The sequence below is a fragment of the Paenibacillus sp. ALJ109b genome (assembly GCF_010747435.1).
Lineage (GTDB): Bacteria > Bacillota > Bacilli > Paenibacillales > Paenibacillaceae > Paenibacillus > Paenibacillus taichungensis.
The window spans coordinates 1-25,187 of record NZ_JAAIFP010000009.1; the positions used below are offsets into that span (position 1 = coordinate 1).

Consider the following 25,187-nt stretch of genomic DNA (forward strand, 5'->3'; position numbering starts at 1 on the left):
TTGATCCCTGTCTCACAAAAGGGGTTCAGCCCCGATAGCAGGCTCCATTTTTATTATATATTCTTTAATTTCGTTTCTTATTTTGGCTGCGTTCTGTTTTGATCAATTGCTTTTAATTAATTTACTGCGGGTTTTGTTTTAGATTTACCCTGCTGATTTTTTAAAGCCTCGACAGGTTCATCTTTGACTTCCGCTCGTTTAATGAAGAAAACTAATATTAATGCGACAATATTAATGCCAAGAGCGATATAGAATGAATATTGGATTCCGGCTAATAACGCTTCTTGGGTTAATAAAGCTTTGTTGGCTGCTGTCAAAGTTGTTGGATCAACACCAGTCATTAAATCTTCAGCTTTTGTTTTTGTCACCGAATTCATAATCGTAATCAGAATAGCCGTACCAATTGAACCGGACACTTGCTGAGCTGTATTGTTGACAGCTGTACCATGTGGATTTAAGCGTGTTGGCAATTGATTCAGGCCGTTAGTCATAATAGGCATCATCACCATTGCCATACCAAACATACGCAGAGTGTACACAAGGATAATATAAGTGTGAGTCGAGTCGATTTGCAGGTTTGCCAACATGTACGTTGAGATCGCTGTAATCGTAAGCCCGATTATGCCAAGAACACGTGGGCCGTATTTATCAAACAGTTTACCTGTAATAGGTGACATAATTCCCATGATTATCGCACCAGGCAACATCATTAAACCTGAATCAAGTGGTGTAATACCTCTTACGTTTTGTACGTACGCCGGTGTTAAAATCATTCCGGAAAACATCGCTACTGCGTTTACAATCGCAATAACAGAGCCAAGGGCAAACATCGGATACTTGTAAACTCGTAAATCCAATAATGGTGTTTCCATTTTCAATTGACGGACAACGAAGGTGATCAGGGCAATAGCTCCGACGATTAAAGTGATTAAGACAACTTGATCTGTCCAGCCATCTGAACTTGCAGAGCTGAACCCATATAACAAACCACCAAAACCGATGGAAGATAATATGATCGAGAAATAGTCCAGTGTTGCATTTTTGTTTTGCTGCATTACATTTTTGGATTTCCAAATCCCTAACAGTAAACTAATAACGGCTAACGGTAAAATCATTTCGAAAAGTAAACGCCAGTCATAATATTCTACAATGAAACCTGATAATGTTGGCCCGATTGCCGGGGCGGTAATCATAACTAACCCGAAAATACCCATTGCTGTTCCGCGTTTTTCTCGTGGGAAACTTACCAGCATAATATTCATTAACAGTGGTCCCATTACTGAAGAGCCTGCTGCTTGAACCATTCTTCCTGTAAGCAATAAACCAAAGTTTGGTGCAACGGCTGCTATGGCTGTACCTAAAGTGAAAATGGTCATGGAAGTAATGAACAAACTTCTATTGGAGAAACGTGTTAATAAAAATGCTGACGCCGGAACTAATATACCACTGACCAGCATATAGCCCGTAGACAACCACTGGATCGTGGAATAATCTTTAATGTTCAAATCCACCATGATGGATGGCAGCGCTACATTTAAGAGCGAGTTATTTAGAAATGAAACAAATGCACCGATAAAAAGAATCGCAATCATTAAATAGGGTGGTTTTTTTTCGTGTAAAGCTGAATCCATATATGTCTTTTCTCCTTTTTTGATACTTCATTTAATCCCTTAGCTCGTTTAAATATATGTGTATAAATATATCTATCTATTAATTTTTTTTAAATCCTCTTTTTAGCAGTTCCATTTGCTCACCATAATTTTTTAAAGCTTCTTCATAGGTTAAGTCCTTTACGAACACTTGAATCAGGTTATCAAAAGTGACAGCTATAATAATTTTTAGAATATGCTGCAATTCTCGTTCACCTTGTATATTCAAAGTTTCCGTATTCATTAACCCAATGATAGGTAAAAGATGGTTATCCCGATTTTCTTCATAAATATTATTTGTAAATGTTTTCTCCGTTTTATAATTCATATTTAAGAAGGCATTTCTAAAAAAGTTTTTGTGTTCTTGATTGGTGTGATTCTGAATCATAAATTGAAATGAATCGATAAAAGCTTCGAATATATCTCCATTGTTCTCCTTTAAAGCTGTGATAAATCGGTCACTATTTCTCTGCGAGGATTGGTTCAACAGATAATAATACAGATCCTCTTTTTCCTCGAAATATTGATAAAAACTTCCTCTAGAGATCCCCGCGTCTTTGATAATATTGGCGATGGACGCTTCGTGTAATGGAACTCGTGAAAATTCCCTTTTGGCACATTGAATTAACGTGTCCTGTTTATCTTTCGATAAGTGAAAAAAAGTTTTTTTTGGCAAATATGATCCTCCAATCTTAATAAGTGACACCGTGTCACAATTGCTGATTAATGAATTATATATGACACCAATGTCATACGTCAACAATAAAAATGACACCGTGTCATATGTGGGGAAAACACCTCATAATACATGGGATCGGAATCCAACGTTTCGTATAAAAATTCAACCTTGGAACTGGCAACACCGCAATAATCGGCTATTCCCACATTAAGGTAGGAGTATGAGTTAACGGCTACGGGTGGGGGTTAAAGCCCGCGTTTCCGAGATGAACGTGGATGCCTACAATTCCTACTTTTTTAAAATTATAAAGGTATTTCAATAAAGTTGAAGAATACCCTATTAGAGATAGAATATAAATTTTAAAGGGGAATGAAATGAGTAAACGGCTTACTAAGAATATACCGATATGGTTTCTTTTTGTCGGGATAGTGGTATTTATTCTACTGTGTATTAATTTTTTTGAAATGAATACTAGAATTAATATGCTTGCATTGGTAATTCTGAACATTGCTAATACAATTCGATTGTGGAAGAATGAACGTCAGTCCGCAATGATGTTTCTATTGCTGGGTGTTCTGTGCACGTTCTTTCTTATCAGGTCTTTAATTTTATATTGATTCCGCAGAACGGGAATTATTCATTCATGATATAAGGGGAGCTAAAAAAGCCGATAAACACCACATCTACTGTGTGTTTATCGGCTTTTTGTAAAGGTCCTGGTACTACTGTATCTAATAGTATTTGATGAGAAATTCTACAGAGTCTAAGTGGAAGTTAGATAGGGGAATGAAAATATTTTGACATTTCAGTTACTATATCGTATTATTACGATATAACGATTCAGGAGGGATAATTTTGAATACTGAAGCTTTTGATAGCACGAATTTAAAACAGTTCGATGAACCTGCTAATTTACTGAAAGCTCTATCTCATCCGATTCGTCTGTGCATTGTGCGCGGGTTGATGCGAAAAAAGAAATGTAATGTTTCATATATGCAGGAGTGTCTGGGCCTTCCCCAATCAACAGTGTCTCAGCATTTGCAGAAGTTGCGTAGTGCAGGTATTGTAGCGACTGAGCGCAATGGCCTTGAAGTAAATTACGTGCTTGCCGACCAACGGATTGAACAGATGATACCTATTTTGTTTGGAGAGGAAGATTGTGAATCATGAGTAAAAAAGTACTGATTGTGGGCGGAGTAGCGGGTGGTGCATCAGCAGCTGCCCGTCTGCGCCGTTTGGATGAACATGCCGAAATTATCATATTTGAAAAAGGACCCTATATATCATTTGCCAATTGCGGCTTACCTTATTATATTGGTGGCTCGATCGAGGATCGAGAGCGTTTGCTAGTACAAACGCCTAAAGGTATGGCTGATCGCTTTAATATTGATGTACGTACTCGAAGTGAGATCATCGCTATTGATCCGCATACTCGTACAGTTCAGGTACAAAGCCAGGAGCGCGGTCAATATGAAGAAAGCTATGACGAATTAATTTTGTCACCAGGTGCCAAGCCAATCATTCCAGATCTGCCGGGTAAGGATAATCCACTAATTTATACAGTGCGCAGCATTCCAGATATTGATCGGATCAAGAAGCAAATAAATTCATCTAACAACGAATCATCAATTGTTATTGGTGGAGGGTTTATTGGTGTTGAAATGGCAGAAAATTTGAAGGAAGCTGGATTGGATGTAACGTTAGTAGAGGGTAATGGTCAGCTGCTCACTCCATTTGATGCTGAACTGGCAGCAGCATTGGCACAGGAAATGGAGCAAAATGGTGTAAAGCTGCTGTTTTCCCAACGTGTACAGGGCTTTCAGGCACTTGAGCAGGGAATTGGTGTTGAGCTTGCAGATGGTCGTGTTCTGACAGCTGACCTGGTTATTCTTGCGATAGGAGTAACTCCAGATACAGCTTTTCTGAGAAATAGTGGAGTTTCCCTAGGAACACGTGGACATATTATGGTCAGCGAAACACTTGAAAGCAGTGTGCCGCATATTTATGCTGTTGGCGATGCAATCGAAGTAACTGAAACCATTCATGGCACAAAGACAGCTATTCCGCTTGCTGGACCTGCTAACAAACAGGGGCGCATTGTTGCAGATCGAATTGCCGGACTAAGTTCCATCTACAAAGGAACACAAGGGACAGCCATTATTAAAGTGTTTGGAATGACCGGAGCAACTACAGGCAGTAATGAGAAAACACTAAAACGTCTCGGCATCGAGTATCGAACTGTAATCGTGCATCCTGCATCTCATGCATCGTATTATCCGGGTTCCAGCGCGATTACTCTTAAACTGCTGTTTACACCGACAGGAAAAATTTTAGGTGCACAAGCAGTTGGTTATGACGGTGTGGATAAACGAATTGATGACATTGCTGTAGCTATCCATTTTGGAGGTCACATCAGTGATTTGACAGAGCTCGAGTTAAGTTACGCGCCACCGTATTCCTCTGCGAAAGATCCAGTTAATATGGCTGGTTATGCAGCTGAAAATATTATAGCTGGACGTGTTGAAACGTTCACCTATGATCAGCTATCTGAACGCAAGCCGGAGCAGTCGATATTGCTGGATGTACGCAGTGAGCTGGAGCATCGCAATGGAAATATTCCGGACTCCATAAATATTTCAGTGGATGAGCTTCGTCAGCGGTTAGATGAATTAGACCCAATCAAAGATATTTGGGTATACTGCCAGGTTGGTCTACGTGGATATACGGCTTCGCAGATTTTGCGTCAGCATGGCTTTAATGTAAAAAATTTGAGTGGAGGTTATAAGACATACCGCCAAGCACAATTTCGGCCCGCTCCAATTCCTATCAGAAACGATGAAAATAATGACGGGCAGGATCAGAACACCAATCCGATACATGCTGTAAAGGAAACAGAGCGCTCCAATCCAATCTCTGCAGAGCCACAACGTATCGATAATGAGTTGAACGTGTGCGGTTTAAGTTGTCCCGGTCCGCTGATACAACTCAAGCAGAAAATGGATCAATTATCGAATGGAGAGACCCTGCGGGTGAAAGCTTCCGATCCAGGATTTTATGAAGATGTGAAAGCATGGGCTACGATGTCTGGTTCCTCACTTCTACACTTGGAACGATCCAAAAGCGGTACTATTGAAGCTGTAATTGCCAAAAATACCGCGCAGACCGCATCTTCAGCTATGGAAACTCCTAAAGAGGAGCCTGCGAGCACGATGGTTGTCTTCAGTGGCGATCTAGATAAAGCGATTGCTTCTCTTATTATTGCAAATGGGGCAGCAGCAAGTGGACGTAAAGTAACCATGTTCTTCACTTTCTGGGGATTGAATATTATCCGTAAGCATCAGCCGCAGCCTGTATCCAAAACAATGATTGGCCGCATGTTTGACATGATGTTACCGCGCGGCAGCCACAAGCTTGGCATGTCCAAAATGAATATGCTCGGAGTTGGACCAAAGATTATCCGCGGCGTTATGAAGAATAACAATGTTGCTTCTTTGGAAGAACTGATGCAGACCGCAACTGAGCAGGGAGTTGAGTTTGTCGCTTGCCAGATGTCCATGGATTTAATGGGGATTCAGCGTGAAGAATTAATGGATTCGGTTAACATCGGTGGAGTGGGTTACTATCTGGGGCAGGCAGCTCATGCAAATCATAATCTGTTTATATAAATCGGTTTGTTAGTAAACCATTCAACTGTTCAGTCACATGTGTTATCTTAAAAAGCAAAAGTCCCTTCATTGCTGAAGGGGCTTAGTTTCATTTATTACAATGTCCGTTCGATGAAACGTAGTAGGGTATTTATGCGGACTTAGTCCCGCCAGTGTTTCCTTCACTTTTAGGTTCCATCAACATGATATGACATTCCTTTTCGGCGGAGGGTTTGATCTCTAGTCCCCTCGGGACAATAAACATCTCATCCTTGGAAATTCTCACCTGACCATCACGAAAATCAATGATCATCTCGCCTTCAATCACGAAAAATAACTTATCGGTTTCGGGATGAACATGCCATTCATAATCGCCAGCAATTTTAACGATCTTAAATTCATAGTCATTCATTTCACCTATTAATTGGGGGGACCAATTATCGTTTATTTTAGATAGTTCCTCGCTTAGTTTAATCGCTTGATAATGGATAGTAAGCCCTCCTTATTTTTCACCTACAATAAAATGGTGCATACGGTAATTCAAGATATGATGTTGTTTCCTTGGCCTGCCATAAGTATACTGATTTAATTTTGGCTTTAAAATGGATGCCTGTTGAAGTTAGCATGGATTATTGATGAACTTCTGTCGATATTCAGTAGGAGAAAAGCCAAATTGTTTCTTGAACACTTTACTGAAATAAAAGGGGTCAGCAATTCCAACCGTTTGTGCAATTTGCTGTACGGGCACATCACTTGTAAATAGCATATTTTGCGCCATGTTGAGACGGTGTTTTAATAGATATTCTGCCGGTCCCATGCCTGCATGTTTTCTGAATATGTAAGTAAGTCGATTTCGATTAACGTTATATTGTTCTGCGAGCGATGTTATGGTAAGGCCATGATAGTAGTATTCATGAATATAATTAGATACCCGTTCGAATAAAGTCTGTGATTCACTACTCATTTGTCTATTTGCCACACTTATTAAGGCTTCGTTCAGCACATCGCGAAACAGCATTTCAGTCTGAAACATTGAAATGCCGCCACCCTGATTGTACACATGCCAAAGCTGCATAATTAATTCTAATAGACGAGGGGATTGTCCCGTTGATAATTCAAAATGCTGATGGGAAAAGCTTGACTCTTCTAGTTCTGAGCTGCATATCCGGTATAAAACAAGGATATATTCCCAATTGGAGTTATCAAACGTTTTTTCATCCAATTTCATTTTTGCACCACCATGCACCACTTTTCCTGGCGAAAGGATATAAGGCGTGTCATTAAATTGAAATTGTATCTTTCCTGTAAGGGGAAATACAAATCCAGGAAAGGAATCAGTATAATCAGCGTGAGTCACTCCTGGATTTGTAGCATATCGATATATTCCTTCTACTTGGAAAGGAATATGTGCAAAATGTTGTGCTAACTGATTCACGTCTATTTTCACGTTGTGTACCTCATTTCGATAGTAACTCACTCCACATTATTGATAACAATTCTCATTGTCAATCTAATTAAAAAATAGTTTGATTAAGCTAAGGATAGAATAACTTCATCGAAAATGCATTTAGCTTATGCGAACTATAGCTAAATAAAATGAAGAAGGCAGACGATCAAACGTGATTGTCTGCCTTTTTTGGTTTCAACGTTCTAATTACATGGAATTCAAAAGTTTTGTCTTTAGGACACGGCTTGTATTAATAATTTTCTCCGCGATAATAGCGCTCCAGTTTTTGATCCAAATGAACGAGCTGCGCTTTTTTCTTCTCGATATCTTCCAGCAACTTTTGCCTTTGATCTTGAATTAGTTTGGTTCTTTCCGGCAGGGTCGAGGTTCCTTCATTTACTTTGTCATAATACGTTTTGATGTCCTCCACACTCATACCGGTTTCGCGAAGACATTTGATAAAAACCAGCCAGTTCAGATCATCTTCGGAGTAAAGACGGTTATTCTGCTCACTTCGCGCAGCAGGCGTCAACAGTCCCTTTCTTTCATAAAAGCGTATCGCTCCGATAGCGATATCGACTTTCTTCGCTACTTCTCCAATCGTTAACATGTTAACCCTCTTTTATCAAAATTTATAGTTGACCTACACTAAGTGTAGCATAGTAACTTATGTATTGTTAATGAAATCAAATTAGAGAAAAGAGGATTCATATGAAGAAGAGCGCTTTTGTAACTGGAGCAAATAAAGGAATCGGATTCGAAATCGTTAAGCAGTTAGGACAAGCCGGCTGGAAAGTTCTCCTTGGTTCACGTAGCGCTGAACGGGGCGAAGCGGCTGTTTCCGAGTTAACTTCCGAGGGGTTAGACATAGAATTTGTGCAAATCGACATGAGTGACTTGAAAAGTATCGAACGGGCAGCTACTACAATTACTAAGGATTATCCGGACTTAACACTTTTGATCAATAATGCGGGTATGCCGGGTGCTTTCTCGCGTTCATTTACGGATACCAAAGAGGAGGATCTGAGGAACGCTTTTGAAGTCAACTTTTTTGGAAACTTTCGTCTGAACCAGCGTTTGTTCCCGTTAATCAAAGACAACGAAGGCACAATCATTAATGTATCGACCGACATGGCTTCACTGGATCATATGCAAAATGCGGGATTTGCTTTAAACGCATTCGATTATAACTCATCCAAAACGGCCAACAATGCTATGACAGTTTCGATGGCTTATGAACTCAAAAGCAGCAGGGCTCAAGTATTTGCGGTTACGCCTGGATTCACATCAACAGACCTTAATGGTAATGCTGAAGGCGGTAAATCAAAAGAAGCAGCTGCTGCGATTATCGTGGGTTATGCTACAGATGGCAAACATCATAACGGCGAATTCTTGAATGAGCATGGCGTTTACGCCTGGTAATCCATATTTGTAAAAAAATGTATCCAAATGTATTTTGGTTAGAGTAACATTCAAAAGCTAATCAAAGGGGTAAAATGGCGCGAGTAATTTGGAAGGACAAGAACGAAGTGTTAGAACGCTTTGTCATTATGTTGTGGTAAAGCTATATACTCGTTAAGTAACAGACATATTAAGCCGGGGCATCCGCTTAGTATGTCTGTTTTTCCGTAATCCTCCAGCTAATTCTTGTTATTTGCAAGCTAATGTTTTATATTGACATAAGAGTAGGTCAAAAATAAAAGAGGTGAGCGGACGAGATGACTCCACGCACGAAAGAACAAAACGAAGAGATCCGGCTGAGGCGTCTGGCGCAAATCCGTAAAGCCGCTGCCGATGTGTTTTTGAATAAAGGCCCTTTACTGGAAATCCGAGATGTGGCCGCTCAGGCTGGACTTGGGTATGGCACGGTATATCATTATTACAGCAATAAGGGCGATTTGCTCCACGATCTGCTGTGGGATGCGTTGGAGCGGGCCGAGGGATGGCCATATGCACCGGGTGATTCCGCTTTGGGCGAGGAGCCAGCGAGTGGGCCCTTCGCCTTGGGTACTGCGGTGCACACTAGGAACGCGATTGCCATGAATTCCAGCCGGGAAAGCCACGAAACGACCGCTTCCCCAGAAATTGGCCCCGTCGCGGCAGCCAGCGTCCAGTTGCTGCATCTTTGGGCGGAGGACCACGCCATATACTTACTGCATAAGCTGGCTGTTGAGGGTTTTGCCTCGCTACCTGAAGCTCGATCAGCCACACTCTTGGCTGCTTTTCAGCATGAAGTGATTGCGCCATTTGCTGCGCTTATGGACACCGGCCATGCGACGGACGGGGATGCCGCTTCCGGCGGAAATGTGGCGGAGCAGCCCGATCGGCTGCAGTACGCGGAAATGCTGCTGGCAGCCTTGGTTGGCTGCGCCTCGCTATCGATGCGTCGCGAAAAGCTTCACGAAGAGGCAAGGGATATCGTCCGGTTTTTAAAATTATAGGATGCCTAAGGAGTGAATAAACAAAAGATGATCATTATAAAATCACCTAGGGAAATTGAAGAAATGAAGCCGGCGAGCCAAATCGTTGCGGACTGCTACCGCGAGGTGACCAAACTAATCGAGCCCGGCATTACCACGCTAGAAATCAATGATTTTGTTGCCAGACACATCACCAAGCTAGGTGGCAAGCAGTTTACGAAAGGGTATAATGGTTTCCCCGCCGAAACCTGCATTTCGATCAACGATGTGGTGGCCCACGGTATTCCTTCGAACCAGGTAATCATGGATGGAGACTTGCTGAAACTCGACATCGTCGTGGAATACGGGGGATGGTTCGGCGATTCGTGTGTGAGCTATGCGGTGGGCAATATTCGGCCGGAAGTGCAAAAATTAATGAAGGTGACAAAGGAATGCTTGGATCTGGGAATTGCCCGGGCTATACCCGGAGGCCGGCTCGGGGACATAACGTCAGCGATTCAAAAGCATGCGGAATCGCATGGGTACTCGGTGGTACGTGATCTGTTGGCACACGGGATCGGGCGAAGCCTGCATGAGGAACCGACCTATGAGCATATCGGCGTAGCCGGCAAAGGCATTCGATTAAAAGAAGGCATGGTGTTTACGATTGAACCGATGATCAACGAAGGAACGTTCCGTATCACGATCGATGACGATCAGTGGACGGCGAGAACGGCCGACGGCAAGTTGTCGGCACAATATGAGCATACGATCGCAATCACCTCGGATGGACCGCTGATTTTAACGGCTCAGTAATAGTAAATTTACGAATCTAAGAAAACCGCGTTGTTATGCGGTTTTTTTATTATGACTTGGGTATCATGTCCAGGAGTACGCAATTGTTAAGTGTTAATATCATTAGTAATATAGAAGAATACTAGCCATACTTAATACTTAAGTTACATGGGGATTTCTTACAAGGAGGCAACTTGCAATGCATTATGACGTAATTGTAATAGGAGCAGGTTCAATGGGGATGGCGGCGGGTTATTTTTTATCCAAGAGTGGGAAGAGTACATTATTAATCGATTCCTTTAACCCGCCTCATAACAAAGGCAGTCATCACGGAGAGACAAGAATCATTCGGCACGCGTATGGTGAAGGGGAAAATTATGTTCCGTTGGCGCTCAAGGCTCAAGAATTATGGAATGACTTAGAGAAAGTGTCGGGAAAACAATTATTTCTCCCTACTGGGGTTATAAACGTGGGTTACGAGAAAACAGATTTTATCCAAAATATCATTTCAAGCTCAAAAACCTATTCATTGCCACTTGAGATTTTAGATTCCATTGAAGTAAATAAGCGCTGGCCTGGCATCAATTTACCGAACAATTACATTGGTTGCTACGAACCAACCTCAGGAGTGCTGAAATGTGAGGAATGCATTGAAGCATATCGAGAACTCGCAGAGCAAAACGGAGCTACCATCATAACCAATACTAAAGTAATAGAAATCATGGTTCATGATGATAAAAGAGTTACCATCAAGACCGAAGATCATATTTTTAGTGCTAATGCGTTAGTAGTTTCAGCAGGGGCCTGGTCAGGAAGTCTCCTTTCCATGTTGGATCTAAATCTTCCTCTTAATCCTATAAGAAAAACATTTGCCTGGTTTGATACTAAAGATGATTTATATAATCATACGGAGTTCCCAGCCTTTTCGTTTGAAACATCTCACGGACATTATTATGGTTTCCCAAGCATTGATGGTTCCGGATTAAAATTAGGCCGACATGATGGAGGAGATACAATCGATCCAGATGAAGCTATCCTGGGATTTGGTGAACTAGAGGAAGATACGACAGATTTAAAACAATTTTTACAACACTATATGCCCTCTGCACAAGAATTGAAGTTCGGTAAAACGTGTATGTATACAATGACTCCTGATGAAGATTTCATTATCGATACACATCCTAACTATCCTAACGTCGCCATTGCAGCAGGTTTCTCAGGACATGGCTTTAAATTTAGTAGCGTAGTTGGACAGATTTTAAGTGATTTGATTATTTCAGGGAAAACGGAACATAATATTTCTCCATTTTCAATCAATCGATTTTAATAAAAATTGTTAAACTATCAAGTAACTATGGCTTAACAATTACGATAACTAACAAGGCTGCCGACATAAATCGGCAGCCTTGTTAGTTATCGGGCAGGATCCTCCAAAACCTCTAATAAGAACCCATTAAAGAGAAACTTCATTTGTGAGCATTACTCTTTTCATCATCAACTATCTGATTGAAGTCCGGCATATTAAAATTTGAATTGACAATATAGGGTAGGGGGCTATACTATATAGTTGTCGGCAAGGGAAATTTTTGTAATAATTTTGATCTCGCTTTTGACGGCCGTCAGAGCAAAAAAAGATATATACAAGGAGAGTATACTTATGATGAATCAAGCTCTTTCTCTGCCGGATCCAAGGCGTTGGAAAGCACTGGCTTTGTTATGCATTGCAAATTTTATGGTTATTATGGATACCTCAATTATTGGGGTTGCGCTGCCGGCAATCAAAGAAGCGCTCGGATATACACAGGCTAATTTGCAATGGGTATTTAATGCATATGTCATTTTCTTTGGCGGTTTGCTGTTACTCGGTGGGCGTTTATCCGATCTGTTTGGGCAGCGACGCATGTTCATGTGGGGATTTTCGATCCTAACGTTAGCTTCTTTGCTTGCAGGTGTGGCTTGGAACGAGGAGTCGCTTAACATCGGGCGTGCATTGCAAGGATTTGGTTCCGCATTAATTGCCCCCTCAGCATTAACCATAGTCATGATGTTGTTTAGTGGTAACCCCAAAGAGTTAGGTAAAGCATTAGGGTTTTGGGGTGCTTCTGCTGCTGCCGGCGGATCGGCTGGTGTATTTCTAGGAGGTGTTATAACCGAGTGGTTAAGCTGGGAATGGACATTTCTGATTAACGTACCGATCGGCATCGTTGCCATGCTTGTAGCCCCTAGAATTTTATCAAAAGGGGTTCGAAGAAAAGGAAGCATCGATGTTATCGGCTCTATCTCCGTAACAGCCTCATTGGTACTGGTGGTGTACGGCATTGTTACTGCTGAACACAATGGATGGAGCGCACCGACTACCGTATGGACACTAGTTTTGGGGGCCGTATTATTTATTCTGTTCTTAATCATTCAGGCTGTAAAAAAAGAACCCCTTATTCCTCTCAGGATCTTTAAGGCGCCAAACTTGGCTGCAGGTAATATCGCACTCATTATGCTGTCCGCCGCTTGGATTCCGTTATGGTTTTTCCTTAATCTCTATTTGCAGCAAGTATTGAAGTTTTCTGCTTTCGCAGGTGGACTTGGTTTGCTACCTATGACCGTACTTATTGCCATATGTATGATTTTTGTTTCCGGTAAATTGATCGGAAAAATTGGCGTGAAATCCAATGTGGTTATCGGATTGATTGCTCTTGGAGGATCGTTATTACTCTTTGCAACAAACACACCGGTTGATGGTAATTTCGCAACAAATGTACTTCCAGCCTCACTACTAGGCGCGCTTGGTATGTCGCTTGCTTATATTCCGGCTACCATGTCTGCCATGTCGGGAGCCAAGCCGGAAGAGTCAGGGCTCGCATCCGGCCTTGCTAATACAAGCTATCAGATCGGCTCAGCGATAAGTCTGGCCATCATGGTTGCGATTGCTGCATCAAGAACAGCTTCCCAAGCTGGTGCTGATCAGTTAATTGCGTTGAACGAAGGGTTTCAGCAAGCGTTCCTATGGTCAGGAATTATCGCTATCGCAGGTGCTATCCTGGCAATTCTGTTTATCAGCTCTCCCAAGCCGGGTAAACAAACGGGCGTATAGTTATACCCTTGTATAGGGGGAATGGGTATAAATAAAGGGGACTCCGAGGTGTTAATAGAGCTTATGGTAACCATGAATAAGTAAATAAAATAAACATGGGATACTCTACTCATACCTTTTTCTTTTTTGTTAACATAGGGTAGAGGGGTATGGTAAAAATATACTAACTCTATATAGGGTGGGTGGGTATGCTAAAAATGCTTAAGAAGAGTTGGTGGATGATATTGGATACGAATGAATCAATATATTCATTTCCTAAAAATCAAGAATCAAATTACCTGACTCTGAAGGATCGACTGTCCATCCATATGAGATTGAATCGAATTGAGGGACAGGTTCGCGGAGTACAGAGGCAAATGGAACGAGATGATTATTGTGATCAGATCTTAAACCAGGTCGAGGCTATCCATTCCGCTTTGAGCGCAGTCGGTATATTGCTCATATCGAATCATTTGAAGTCATACGCGGCAAGCGCCGACTCAAAGCATAGCGATTCCATCGTACAAGAAATGCTAAAAACAATGTCTATTTTAGTAAGTCGTAAGGAAGAGGAAAAATAAAAAAAACACTTCAAAATATTAAAAATTACTATTGAACAGGAGATAATATTCAAAATGCAAAGAAAAATGATGCTTATTTTAACAGTTGTTTTGGTCCTCGGTGTGCTGTCTGCATGCGGTACCTCCAAAAAAAATGAAAATTCAGCAACTCCAAGTACTGGCCATGGAGAGCACGGTGACCATGATACTAAGGAACAACCAGCAAATAGCCTTAAAGCGTCATTTTCATTTGCATCTGGAACAGTGATAGCAACCGAAAATTCAGATTTGAATATTCAAATTACGGATTCCGATGGCAATTCAATAAATGAGTTCGAATGGAGTCATGAAAAATTGATGCACCTTATTGTGGTTAGTAAAGACCTTTCTTACTTTAACCATACTCATCCTGATTATAATACAAATGGAAATTTTGTGGTTGAAACATCGTTTCCAAATGGAGGTGAGTACAAAGTCTTTTCAGATTTTGTGCCAAAAGGTGGAGCGAGCACCACACTCAGTGAGTGGGTGGAAGTAGAGGGAGAAGAAAAAGAGCAGGAGCCTATAGAAGCTGATACAAAGCTTGTGAAATTTGCTGATGGCAAAGAAGTTGAACTTACTTTAAGCAGCACAACGGCGAAAGACGAAGTCACACTTACGTTTAATATGGTTGACGCGCAAACGAAGAAAGACATTAGTGATCTAGAGCAATATTTGGGTGCTGTAGGACATGTAGTTATATTATCAGATGATGCGGAGCAATATCTCCATGTTCATCCAGTGGACGAAAAAGCGACTGGTCCGAAAGCAGAGTTTATGACTTCCTTTCCGAAAAGTGGAATCTATAAAATATGGGGTCAATTTCAGCATCAAGGGCAAGTTTTTACTGTACCTTTCGTAGTCGATATCGAGTGATTCGTTAAGTTTGAACTGAGGAGAGGAAGAATTGTGGTTGAAAAAATCAAAATTGCCATAAGCCCAGTGATTCAACTTGGCGGTAGCTTGTTCACGCCAAACCAACTTGTAAAAATCGGAAATAGCGTAGGAACAGATGCTAAAGTGGAAATGACCACTTTCAAACAGCTCTATGCAGAAGTGCCGATCGAGCAAAGAGAAGCAATCAAGGAAGAACTTGAGCGTATTGGCCTTGAAGTGAATCCTGCGGGGTTTGTAACCAAAAGTCTAATTGCCTGCAATTTCTGTAAAGGTGCCGAAGAAGCTGGGCTTGAAACAGCCAAAACCTTGAATAAAGCAATAGCTGGCATCGAGACACCTGCACCGCTAAAAATCGGCTATGCGGGTTGCGCATTAGGTACCAGCGAACCGCTGATTAAGGATATCGGCGTTGTCAAAATGCGCGATAAGTTTGATATTTACGTTGGCGGTGAATCGAAGGGACTTAAAACGTCCTTCGCCAAATTGCTTTGTTCAGAAATCACGGAAGATCAGCTTATTTGCGCTGTTACAGGCATCATTGATTTTTATAAAGAACAGGCAAAAGGCAAGGAAAAGTTCAGCAAATTCGTAAAACGGATTTCGCTTGAGCAGTTGCAACAGATTGCAGAGAAATCCATTGAAAGGAGGTGAAAACTATGAAAGAGGCAAGCCTTCAAGTACAAGGCATGACTTGCCGTTCTTGTGTTCCTAGAATTGAAAATGCGATCAATGAAATCGGAGCTGAAGGGCACGTGAATTTTGAGCAGGGCACGATAGATGTTCGGTTTGACGAAGAAAAAATTCAGATTTACGAAATTGAGGAAGCCATTCGGAAAAAGGGTTATAACGTCCTGGTGTAACAGTGAGCATCCAAACCTGTGCTGCTATGACTATAATTTTGCTAAACGCCATTATAAAGTACAGTTTATCTGGGTTTCATTAATTTTGAGGATCTAACTGAAATTTGTGGTGTAATGAGCAAACCCGGTCGAAGCTCGACCGGGTTTGCTCAATTATACTAAATTTCACTGAATTAAATCATTCCGCTGTGATCCGCTGTGAATGGAAAGGGTACGCTTTTATATGAGCAGTATCTCAAAAGCTCATTATGGAGCGAGTTCAAGAGAGAGTGACGATGAAATAAAAGAGAAAGTATGTTGACTATTATAGGGTAGGGGGGTATACTATGTTTAAGAAGAGCGGTAATAAATTATCAGAACGAAGGGATGAGGAAAAATGAAAAACATTACACTTCAAGTTGAAGGTATGAGCTGCCAACATTGCGTCAACTCCATTGAAGGCGCACTTAAAGAAATTGGGGCTAAAGGGAAGGTTGATCTTAAGAAGAACACAGTGGATGTGTCGTTTGATGAAAATCAAATAACAATCGATCGAATTAAGGAGACCGTAGAAGATCAGGGATACGACGTGGTGTAAGTCAATTGACAACGAGGGAGTGAATCTTTGTGGAATCAACAGCCGCTCAGAATAAGCAATCAACTTTGCACATTACAGGTATGACTTGCGCCGCTTGCGCAAACCGAATTGAGAAAGGCCTCAATAAAATGGAAGGAGTCTCTTCAGCTAACGTAAACTTTGCGTTGGAAAAAGCAAATGTAACGTACGATCCGGTAAAAGTGGATAGGAATACTCTAGAGGAAACCATTAAAAAGCTTGGATACGGCACTGTTACGGAAGTTGCGCAGTTTAATCTCGAAGGCATGACGTGTGCTGCTTGTGCTAACAAAATCGAAAAAGGACTAAGCAAGTTGCCAGGCGTTACAAATGCGACTGTAAACTTCGCGATGGAAACGGCTCGCGTGGAGTATTCATCGGGCGATGTCACGATTGAGAATATGCAAAACAAAGTCAAAAAGCTTGGCTATAAAGCCATGATCAAGCAGGAGAATCAAAATGCGGATGACCACCGTCTTAATGAAATACGTCAGCAGAAACGGAAATTGTTAATTTCGGCGATTTTCTCCTTCCCGCTGTTATGGACGATGGTTGCTCACTTTTCGTTTACCTCATGGATGTACATGCCAGATTTTCTGATGAATCCTTGGGTTCAACTTATTTTGGCCACTCCGGTGCAATTTTATATTGGTAAACAGTTTTATGTAGGCGCATATAAGGCGCTACGCAATCGCAGTGCGAATATGGACGTTCTGGTTTCACTTGGAACCTCCGCTGCTTATTTCTACAGCCTGTACTTGACCCTCGATTGGTATGCGATGGGTGACAGTATGCATCATGGACCGTCCTTGTACTACGAGACAAGTGCAGTTCTGATTACGTTGGTCATTATGGGGAAACTTTTCGAAGCAAACGCGAAAGGCCGGACCTCCGAAGCAATTAAATCCTTGATGGGACTACAAGCGAAAACGGCTTTGGTCATTCGTGATGGCAAAGAGCTGACGATTCCGGTTGATGAAGTCATCGTAGGGGATGTCGTTCTTGTCCGTCCAGGGGATAAACTGCCGGTGGATGGAGAAGTGCTTGAGGGTGTGTCGTCGGTAGACGAATCCATGCTTACGGGCGAAAGTCTCCCTGTGGAGAAGAAAGCCGGAGATGCGGTCATAGGGGCCACGATTAATAAAAACGGTATTCTTCGAATCAAAGCAACGAAAGTCGGCAAAGAAACGGCGCTTGCGCAAATTATCAAAGTTGTGGAAGAAGCACAAGGCTCCAAAGCACCAATTCAACGGGTAGCGGATTTAATCTCGGGTATATTTGTTCCAATTGTTGTTGGCATCGCGGTCGTTGCTTTCCTGTTGTGGTATTTCCTCGTGACACCCAACGATTTCGCAGGAGCTTTGGAAAAAGCAATTGCCATACTCGTTATTGCTTGCCCGTGTGCGCTTGGATTGGCGACTCCGACGTCGATCATGGCGGGATCGGGACGCGCGGCTGAACTTGGTATTTTGTTTAAGGGTGGAGAACATCTGGAGCAGACCCATAAAATCGATGCGATCATTCTCGACAAAACCGGTACGGTAACAAAAGGCAAGCCGGAATTGACAGATGTATTAGCTGAAGGCAACGAGTCAGAATTCCTAAGACTGGTCGGCGCGGCGGAGAAAAATTCGGAGCATCCGCTTGCGGAAGCGATCGTGGTAGGCATCCAGGAAAGAAATATTGAGCTGCCGAGAACAGAATCGTTCGAAGCCATTCCAGGATTCGGAATCAAGGCCGTTGTAGAAGGGAAACAATTACTGATTGGTACACGCCGATTGATGGAAAAATATAAAGTTAACGCGAAAGCAGCTTACGAACCGATGTCTCGTTTAGAGGAGTCAGGCAAGACAGCCATGCTGGTTGCGATTGATGATCGATATGCAGGTATGGTTGCTGTGGCGGATACAATTAAGGAAACGTCCAAAGCTGCAGTGAGTCGTCTAAAAGAGATGGGAATTCAGGTCATCATGATTACTGGTGACAATGAACGGACAGCTAAGGCCATCGCGGCTCAAGTGGGTATTGACCATGTCCGGGCTGAGGTTTTGCCTGAAGGAAAAGCAGAAGAAGTGAAAAAACTACAAGCTCATGGCAAAAAAGTGGCGATGGTCGGAGACGGTATCAATGATGCGCCGGCCCTTGCGACGGCAGACATTGGTATGGCAATTGGCACAGGGACAGATGTAGCCATGGAAGCTGCAGATGTTACTCTTATGCGCGGAGACCTGTCCAGCATTCCTGATGCGATTTACATGAGCCGTAAGACCATGAGAAATATTAAGCAAAACCTGTTTTGGGCGCTTGGTTATAACACACTAGGGATTCCAATTGCTGCGATTGGTTTGTTAGCACCGTGGGTTGCCGGTGCAGCGATGGCAATGAGTTCGGTTTCCGTTGTTCTTAACGCGCTTCGTTTGCAACGTGTGAAAATACGAAACTAAATAGGATCAGATTGGAGCGATATTTTTATGATAAGAAATATTCTTGCCTTCGGCGTACTGCCGCACTATGGAAATCCAAAGGAAAGTAATCATTCAGACGGCCATGGTGGCACCAGTCATAGTCATATCGGTCATGGTGATCACGATAGTAGCGTACAGTTTGCAAGTAATCTTAAAGCTTCATTTACGTTTGCATCTGGAGTAGCAAAAACGAACACGAATTTGGAATTGAATATTCAAATTAAAGACAATGAGGGCAACTTGGTTAAAGATTTTGAACGAAGTCATGAGAAATTGCTCCATCTCATCGTTGTAAATAAAGACCTCTCCTACTTTAGCCACATTCACCCAGAGTACGATGGAAACGGCAATTTCAAAATTAATACAACGTTTATGAATGGTGGGGGATACAAATTCTTTGCAGATATCCTTCCAAAAGGCGGATCGAGCACTACGCTCAGTGAAAGGGTGACAGTGGAGGGAGAAGAAAAAGCATTGGAGCTTATAGAAGCTGATACAAAGCTTTTGAAAGTTGTTGAGGATAAAGAAATTGAACTTACCATAAGCAGCACAACGGCGAAAGATGACATCACACTTACGTTTAATATGGTTGACGCACAAACCAAGAAAGGGATTAGCAACCTGGAGCAATATCTGGGTGCTGTAGGACATGTCGTTATATTATCAGATGATGCGGAGCAGTATCTCCATGTTCATCCAATGGACGAAAAAGCGACCGGTCCGAAAGCAGAGTTTATGACTTCCTTTCCGAAAAGTGGGACTTATAAAATATGGGGCCAATTTCAGCACCAAGGAGAAGTTTTTACTGTATCTTTCGTAGTTGACATCAAATGATTCGATAAGGGGTGTATCGAGCATGGAAAAAATAATTAAAATCTATACGATTCCTACTTGTAGTGACTGCAGTTATGCTAAACGATATTTTAAAGATAATGAGCTTCCCTATACAGATTTAGATTGCACTGAAAATCCAAAGTATCCAGAAGAAGTGTGGAACTTGACTGGAAAACAGATTGTACCGACGATTGTGATTGGCGATAAGGTGTTTATCGGCTTCGCGGAGAATCTCAGTGAAATAAGGGAATTGTTGAATAAAGAGTAAAGTGACTGTCTGTTTATATGTAGTTCACGGAAAAAGCAGCTCACGCTCAAGTTGAGCTGCTTTTTCGGTCAAAGGAAACTTAATAAAAGGAGCCTCACTTTACATAGGGGGGTGGGGGATGTTAATCTGAATAAAAGGAGTTGATTCAAATGGATAAAACAACACACGAGGCCACCTCAGTTGACCATACATCTTCTACAGAGCGGAAAAGTCATCATTCCGAAAAAACAAAGCTCAGTTTGATTCATCGGCTGAATCGTATCGAAGGGCAAGTACGCGGGGTAAAGGGACTGATCGAAAAAGACACGTACTGTGATGATGTGTTGCATCAAATCGCTTCAATACAATCCGCTCTTAATGGGTTAGGTAAACAGCTGTTTGAACACCATTTAAAGAGTTGTGTCATTGAACGGATTCAAGAAGGCGACCGCGAAGTTTTGGATGAACTGATGACCACCGTAAATAAGCTAATTAAATAACAGAAAGGGGGAGGAATCGCATTGATTCTCCACCTTTTTTTGCTTTCGGGCCCCAATTACGGCATGATTCCGCGCAGCTCGTTTTTTGCATCTGCTGCCACTCGTATGCAGTGCGAAAACAATCTAGCGATAAAAAGATAAAAAGACCGGTCTTCTTTTAATAGAAGTTCGGTCTTTTTTGCATTTACAGAATATTAACACGATGCAGATACGGATCTGATTTTTTCCGCGTAACATAAGTATTAGATATGGGAACGGTCCCACATTCAGCAAAACGTTCATAACGTAAGTCATGAAGATAACGGATTAATGAGAGGTGGTGCGGCGCAATGAAGCTGCTGGATCTACAGGGATATGCATCTCCGCAGGATTCCAAAACACATATCCACATTCCTTTTGAATTGGACGAGGGCTGTGGGAAGCTGAACCTGCGATTACAATATACGCCGAAGACGCTCGAGAATCGGGAGAAGGCGCTACGGCTGCTCAAGGACAGTTGCAATCTATACATTTTGTCGGAACATCGGGAATACGCGATTGCCAATGCTGACCGGCATCTCCCCCTGAAAAATCTAATCACACTCTCGCTGGACGATGCGCGGGGATACCGAGGGGCGTGCCACCGCCAAGACGAGGTGCAGGATCTATACGTATCGGATCGAGAAGCTTCTCCCGGCCTGATGGCGGGCGAGCTGGTTCCGGGGCCCTGGAGCGTCACATTAAGCCTGCACTGCATCGTGACGGATACATGCGCTTATCGGCTAGAAGTCTGGACGACAGAGGAGGACTCGATATGAAGTGGTTCGCCTGTGAACTGCATACACATACGCTGCACAGCGATGGCAGTCAGACGCTGGGAGAACTGGCAGCGGGAGCAGCCACTCTGGGCTTCGACGCCATCGCACTGACCGATCACAACACGATGTCCGGCTTGAGTGGCAAAGCGGAAATCGAGCAGAAATACGGACTACGAATCATCCCCGGTATGGAGTGGACAACTTTTTACGGCCATATGGTGACGATAGGACTGAGCGCTTTTGCCGACTGGCGTCAAGCGGATCGGGATGGGATCGATGAGGGGATCGAGAACGTGCATCGCCTCGGTGGCATCGCTGGGCTTGCTCATCCCTTCCGAATCGGCAGTCCGGCCTGTACCGGTTGCTTCTGGGAATACGAGATTGGGAACTGGTCCGCTGTCGATTACATCGAAGTCTGGTCCGGCACGTTCCCTTCCATTCAGACGAACAATCGGCGAGCTTTTGATCTGTGGACTCACAAGCTGAATGAAGGATATCGGATTGCAGCCACTTCAGGCAGGGACTGGCATGCGCAGGGCGAGACAGACGATCCGATCTCGGTTACTTACCTCGGCATCGAGGACGACGCAGTGGCGGGGAAAGGAGACTCGACAGTCCTTTCGCTCCATGAAGAAACGCTTATCCAAGCGCTGCGGGAAGGGCGCGCGTCCGTAACGATAGGTCCTCTTCTGACCCTGACGCTGGAAGCTGGAGGTGCACTCTATGCAATCGGCTCTACGGTTCCAACGGTAGTCGAGAGACGGGAAGCTGCAGAGGAGCCGATCCGGGTAAACTTGACGCTGGACTTCTCGGTACGCACCGGACTGTGGTCGCTACAGAAGCAGGTCTGCAGATTGAAGTTGTGTTCCAATCTGGGCGAGGAGCTTAATCTTGAAGTTCCATCTTCATCGGACGAACAGATAATGCAATTTGAAGCCCAACTGAGGGAGTCCACTCCAGATATCCCCCGCAGGTGGATTCGCGCCGAGCTGTGGGGAACTGTACGAGGAGTCCATGTACTGATCGCCTTTACCAACGCGATCTATTTCGAAGAAGGAGGATACCCACAATGAACAAGTTCCCGCTGATCACTGCCCATACTGGCTGCATGGGCCATCCCGATCATTCTTTCGAGTCACTTCAGGCAGCCCTAACACTTGGCGTAGATATTTACGAAGACGATATCCGTTCGACTCAGGACGGCGTGCCGGTGCTCGCCCACGATGACGACATCACTTTGGCAGATGGAAGCTGCGGCAGTCTTGCAGAAATTACACTGAAGGAGTTGAACACCGCTAGACTATCGCCCATTCCGACGCTTCAGGATGTGCTTGAGCAGATACGCGCAGCCGGCAAAATGATGAATCTTGATATCAAAACAGATAGCGCTCTGGAGCCGGTCTCCGTCCTGGTGAATCGGATGGGAATGGCGGAGATGGTGTTTCTCAGTGGCTGCGATTACGGGTCAGCGGTTAAAGCTAGTCGTTACGCTCCAAGCATACGCAGGCTTCTTAATGTCAACAAGCAAAGCTTCGGGAGTCTGAGCTATGGCGAGGCAGTGTTGCAGGCGTGTGCAAATGCTCGCGAAGCCGGCTGCTTTGGGATTAACGTGCCGTATCAGGTCGTTCAGCCAGAACTAATGGAAGCTGTGCAGCGGAGCGGTCTGGCTATCTACGTCTGGACGGTTGCGGAGGCGGACGACATGCGGCGACTTGCACAGTTGGGCGTCGACTCGATAACAACCCGTGATCCGGCGAAGCTGATTGCCGTCCGGGAAGAGACGGATTTTGCAAAGGAGAATAGGGATTGGACAATAAGCTGAATCATAGTTTGCGGGAGCTGGCCCAACTGGCCGGTGTATCGAAATCGACCGCATCTCGGGTTATCTCCGGAAACGGATACGCAAGTCCTGAAGTCCGGGATCGCGTTCTCAAGGCGGTCGAGCAGCTTCGCTACAAGCCGAGCGCCGTCGCCCGAGCGATGGTTGCCAAGCGCACGTACAACATCGGAGTCATCGTTTTCCGTGACAGGCTGCCGATCGTATCCCACACGCTGTATGGAAGAATCATTGACGAGATACTGATGTCCGCTGAAGAGATGGGCTACTCGATTTTTCTGAAGACCGATAGGGAAATGTCGCTGCGTTCCACCGATTATATGCTGGAACAGCGGGTGGATGGACTCATCCTGGTCAGCCGCCTGCAGAAGAACGTCATCGATTACGTCAAAAACTTCAATATCCCTTATCTGATGGTGAACGGATCGACGGAAGATCCGGACGTCGTGCATCTCGTGAGCAACGATGAAGCTGGTGGAGAACGGGCGGCACAGCATTTATATGACTGCGGACACCGCAAATTCTTTATCATCGCCGGACCGGGCGAACATCGGAGCCACTCGCTACGATTGGAAGGCTTCCGAAAACGGCTGGAGTCCCTCGGCGTTAGTTCTGAACAGGACGGATATACCGTTGTCGAGTCATCGGAATCGAGCTTCGATTCCGGTCGGAAGTTGATGGAGGAGCATTATGTGGCGTTCCGGGAGGGACGATACAGCGCTCTGTTCAGTACAAATGACATGCTTGCACTGGGTGCGATGAAGGTGCTGATGGAGCGCGGAGTCCGCGTTCCGGAGGAAGTATCCGTTATGGGCTACGACAATACCGAAGTGGCCGGCATGTACCACCCATCGCTGACTACCGTCAGCGTGGATGCATCTGGTATTGGCCGAGACGCGGTATCGATTCTGGATCGCCTGATTAGCGGCGAGGGGAGCGTGCCGCGCCTGATTGAATACGAAAGCGAAGTGATTGTTCGTCAATCGACGAATGGAAGGGAGGACGGAACATGTCTTGGTACTGGAAACACGTAGGTCCGAGAAGAATAATCGAATTTGTGTTGCTGACCGTGTTCGCCATTTTTTTCGCGGGTCCGCTGGTCAACCTGCTTGTGCTTGCCTTCAGTGAAAAGTGGAATTATCCGGATATTCTGCCCCAGGTATGGGGCTTCAAATGGTGGGAGTTCGTACTGGCAAAGGACGATATTGTCTCGTCGATCTCACTGTCGTTCCTTATTGCTACTCTGGTGACCCTGCTGTCCATCGTCGTCTGCATCCCAGCAGCGTATGCCTTCGCAAGACTCCAGTTTCCGCTGAAGCGGATGTTCCTGTTCTCGTTCCTGCTGACGCACGCTTTTCCGAAAATGGGGTTGTATGTTTCTATCGCGGTTCTTTTCTACCGGATTGGACTGATGAATACGCTGCTCGGCGTTGTGCTGATCCATATGATCAACGTGTTGATGTTCATGACCTGGATTCCGACCTCCGCCTTTCGTAATGTACACCGGGCGCAGGAAGAATCGGCGCGGGACGTTGGGGCAAGCCCGTTCAAAGTGTTCCGCAGTATCACCCTGCCAATGGCGATGCCCGGCATCATGGTCGCTTCGATCTTCACGTTCCTCAATTCACTAGACGAAGCACAGGGCACGTTCCTGGTCGGTATTCCCGATTACAAAACAATGCCAATCGTCATGTACTCCATTATTTCCGACTTTCCGAGCAGCGCCGGAGCCGTATTCTCGATCATCCTGACACTGCCGACCATTATTTTGCTAGTGGCAGCCCAGCGGCTGGTGAGTGCGGACGTGCTGGCGAGCGGTTTTCAAATGAAATAAAAATGTTTCGGTCGATATACCGAAGCAAAGGGAGGCAGAAGT

At 44.0% G+C, this 25,187-nt stretch carries 26 protein-coding genes; 21 read left to right on the forward strand and 5 right to left on the reverse strand.

What is annotated here, in order from left to right:
• Positions 1-116 precede the first annotated feature (116 nt).
• Together G3352_RS12145 and G3352_RS12150 are read right to left on the reverse strand one after the other, a co-directional pair.
• Positions 117-1,631 carry a DHA2 family efflux MFS transporter permease subunit gene (locus tag G3352_RS12145; protein ID WP_163756833.1) on the reverse strand — a complete coding sequence of 505 codons (1,515 nt, stop codon included), beginning with the start codon at positions 1,629-1,631 and terminating at the stop codon, positions 117-119.
• 79 nt (positions 1,632-1,710) lie between these two features.
• Complete coding sequence (locus tag G3352_RS12150) at positions 1,711-2,325, reverse strand: TetR/AcrR family transcriptional regulator (protein WP_163756835.1); 615 nt, start codon at positions 2,323-2,325, stop codon at positions 1,711-1,713.
• An 858-nt stretch (positions 2,326-3,183) separates the two neighbouring features.
• Here G3352_RS12150 and G3352_RS12155 point away from each other — a divergent pair.
• A complete protein-coding gene (locus tag G3352_RS12155; RefSeq protein WP_163756837.1) occupies positions 3,184-3,498 on the forward strand; it encodes an ArsR/SmtB family transcription factor in 315 nt (104 codons plus the stop codon).
• Positions 3,495-5,993 (forward strand): FAD-dependent oxidoreductase, encoded by a 2,499-nt coding sequence (locus G3352_RS12160; protein ID WP_163756839.1) that lies wholly within the window; start codon positions 3,495-3,497, stop codon positions 5,991-5,993. The genes G3352_RS12155 and G3352_RS12160 overlap by 4 nt, the downstream gene beginning before the upstream one ends.
• Before the next feature lie 130 nt (positions 5,994-6,123).
• Here the strand turns inward: G3352_RS12160 and G3352_RS12165 are convergent, their stop codons facing one another.
• The 3 genes from G3352_RS12165 to G3352_RS12175 all read right to left on the reverse strand — a co-directional run bounded on the left by G3352_RS12165 (position 6,124) and on the right by G3352_RS12175 (position 8,029).
• Entirely contained in the window at positions 6,124-6,462 is a 339-nt protein-coding gene (locus G3352_RS12165) for a cupin domain-containing protein (RefSeq protein ID WP_163757011.1), read from the reverse strand.
• A 129-nt stretch (positions 6,463-6,591) separates the two neighbouring features.
• Positions 6,592-7,419, reverse strand: coding sequence for a helix-turn-helix domain-containing protein (locus G3352_RS12170; RefSeq protein WP_163756841.1), 828 nt, complete (start codon positions 7,417-7,419; stop codon positions 6,592-6,594).
• Positions 7,420-7,669: 250 nt separating this feature from the next.
• Positions 7,670-8,029, reverse strand: coding sequence for a MerR family transcriptional regulator (locus G3352_RS12175; protein WP_163756843.1), 360 nt, complete (start codon positions 8,027-8,029; stop codon positions 7,670-7,672).
• A 101-nt stretch (positions 8,030-8,130) separates the two neighbouring features.
• On the opposite strand from G3352_RS12175, the gene G3352_RS12180 reads away from it, so the two are divergent.
• From G3352_RS12180 to G3352_RS12270, 19 genes are all read left to right on the forward strand, one after another.
• Complete coding sequence (locus tag G3352_RS12180) at positions 8,131-8,841, forward strand: SDR family NAD(P)-dependent oxidoreductase (protein ID WP_163756845.1); 711 nt, start codon at positions 8,131-8,133, stop codon at positions 8,839-8,841.
• A 296-nt stretch (positions 8,842-9,137) separates the two neighbouring features.
• Positions 9,138-9,860 carry a TetR/AcrR family transcriptional regulator gene (locus G3352_RS12185; protein ID WP_163756847.1) on the forward strand — a complete coding sequence of 241 codons (723 nt, stop codon included), beginning with the start codon at positions 9,138-9,140 and terminating at the stop codon, positions 9,858-9,860.
• Between the two features lie 27 nt (positions 9,861-9,887).
• On the forward strand, positions 9,888-10,634 hold the full coding sequence (gene map, locus G3352_RS12190) for a type I methionyl aminopeptidase (RefSeq protein WP_163757013.1): 747 nt from the start codon (positions 9,888-9,890) through the stop codon (positions 10,632-10,634).
• A gap of 178 nt (positions 10,635-10,812) precedes the next feature.
• Positions 10,813-11,940: an N-methyl-L-tryptophan oxidase gene (gene solA, locus G3352_RS12195; RefSeq protein WP_163756849.1), complete on the forward strand. Its 1,128-nt coding sequence runs from the start codon at positions 10,813-10,815 to the stop codon at positions 11,938-11,940.
• 330 nt (positions 11,941-12,270) lie between these two features.
• Positions 12,271-13,701, forward strand: coding sequence for an MFS transporter (locus G3352_RS12200; RefSeq protein ID WP_205524843.1), 1,431 nt, complete (start codon positions 12,271-12,273; stop codon positions 13,699-13,701).
• 308 nt (positions 13,702-14,009) lie between these two features.
• The gene (locus tag G3352_RS31155; protein ID WP_275898424.1) at positions 14,010-14,261 is read left to right on the forward strand and encodes a metal-sensitive transcriptional regulator; all 252 of its coding nucleotides are present in this window, start codon (positions 14,010-14,012) and stop codon (positions 14,259-14,261) included.
• A gap of 54 nt (positions 14,262-14,315) precedes the next feature.
• A complete protein-coding gene (locus G3352_RS12210; protein WP_205524844.1) occupies positions 14,316-15,155 on the forward strand; it encodes a hypothetical protein in 840 nt (279 codons plus the stop codon).
• A 33-nt stretch (positions 15,156-15,188) separates the two neighbouring features.
• On the forward strand, positions 15,189-15,827 hold the full coding sequence (locus G3352_RS12215; protein WP_163756853.1) for a nitrite reductase: 639 nt from the start codon (positions 15,189-15,191) through the stop codon (positions 15,825-15,827).
• Between the two features lie 5 nt (positions 15,828-15,832).
• Positions 15,833-16,036, forward strand: coding sequence for a heavy-metal-associated domain-containing protein (locus tag G3352_RS12220; protein ID WP_163756855.1), 204 nt, complete (start codon positions 15,833-15,835; stop codon positions 16,034-16,036).
• Between the two features lie 376 nt (positions 16,037-16,412).
• Entirely contained in the window at positions 16,413-16,613 is a 201-nt protein-coding gene (copZ, locus tag G3352_RS12225) for a copper chaperone CopZ (RefSeq protein ID WP_163756856.1), read from the forward strand.
• A 29-nt stretch (positions 16,614-16,642) separates the two neighbouring features.
• Complete coding sequence (locus G3352_RS12230) at positions 16,643-19,075, forward strand: heavy metal translocating P-type ATPase (protein WP_345940753.1); 2,433 nt, start codon at positions 16,643-16,645, stop codon at positions 19,073-19,075.
• Positions 19,076-19,102: 27 nt separating this feature from the next.
• Positions 19,103-19,930: a hypothetical protein gene (locus G3352_RS12235; RefSeq protein WP_163756858.1), complete on the forward strand. Its 828-nt coding sequence runs from the start codon at positions 19,103-19,105 to the stop codon at positions 19,928-19,930.
• 22 nt (positions 19,931-19,952) lie between these two features.
• Entirely contained in the window at positions 19,953-20,198 is a 246-nt protein-coding gene (locus tag G3352_RS12240) for a glutaredoxin family protein (protein ID WP_163756860.1), read from the forward strand.
• A gap of 149 nt (positions 20,199-20,347) precedes the next feature.
• On the forward strand, positions 20,348-20,677 hold the full coding sequence (locus tag G3352_RS12245) for a metal-sensitive transcriptional regulator (protein WP_163756867.1): 330 nt from the start codon (positions 20,348-20,350) through the stop codon (positions 20,675-20,677).
• Between the two features lie 329 nt (positions 20,678-21,006).
• Positions 21,007-21,474: a hypothetical protein gene (locus tag G3352_RS12250; protein WP_163756869.1), complete on the forward strand. Its 468-nt coding sequence runs from the start codon at positions 21,007-21,009 to the stop codon at positions 21,472-21,474.
• Positions 21,471-22,547: a CehA/McbA family metallohydrolase gene (locus G3352_RS12255; protein ID WP_163756871.1), complete on the forward strand. Its 1,077-nt coding sequence runs from the start codon at positions 21,471-21,473 to the stop codon at positions 22,545-22,547. Before G3352_RS12250 ends, G3352_RS12255 begins: the two co-directional genes overlap by 4 nt.
• 35 nt (positions 22,548-22,582) lie before the next feature.
• The gene (locus tag G3352_RS12260) at positions 22,583-23,296 is read left to right on the forward strand and encodes a glycerophosphodiester phosphodiesterase (protein WP_240343056.1); all 714 of its coding nucleotides are present in this window, start codon (positions 22,583-22,585) and stop codon (positions 23,294-23,296) included.
• Complete coding sequence (locus G3352_RS12265; RefSeq protein WP_163756875.1) at positions 23,281-24,345, forward strand: LacI family DNA-binding transcriptional regulator; 1,065 nt, start codon at positions 23,281-23,283, stop codon at positions 24,343-24,345. The genes G3352_RS12260 and G3352_RS12265 overlap by 16 nt, the downstream gene beginning before the upstream one ends.
• Complete coding sequence (locus G3352_RS12270) at positions 24,321-25,145, forward strand: ABC transporter permease (RefSeq protein ID WP_076289304.1); 825 nt, start codon at positions 24,321-24,323, stop codon at positions 25,143-25,145. Before G3352_RS12265 ends, G3352_RS12270 begins: the two co-directional genes overlap by 25 nt.
• Positions 25,146-25,187: the final 42 nt, after the last annotated feature.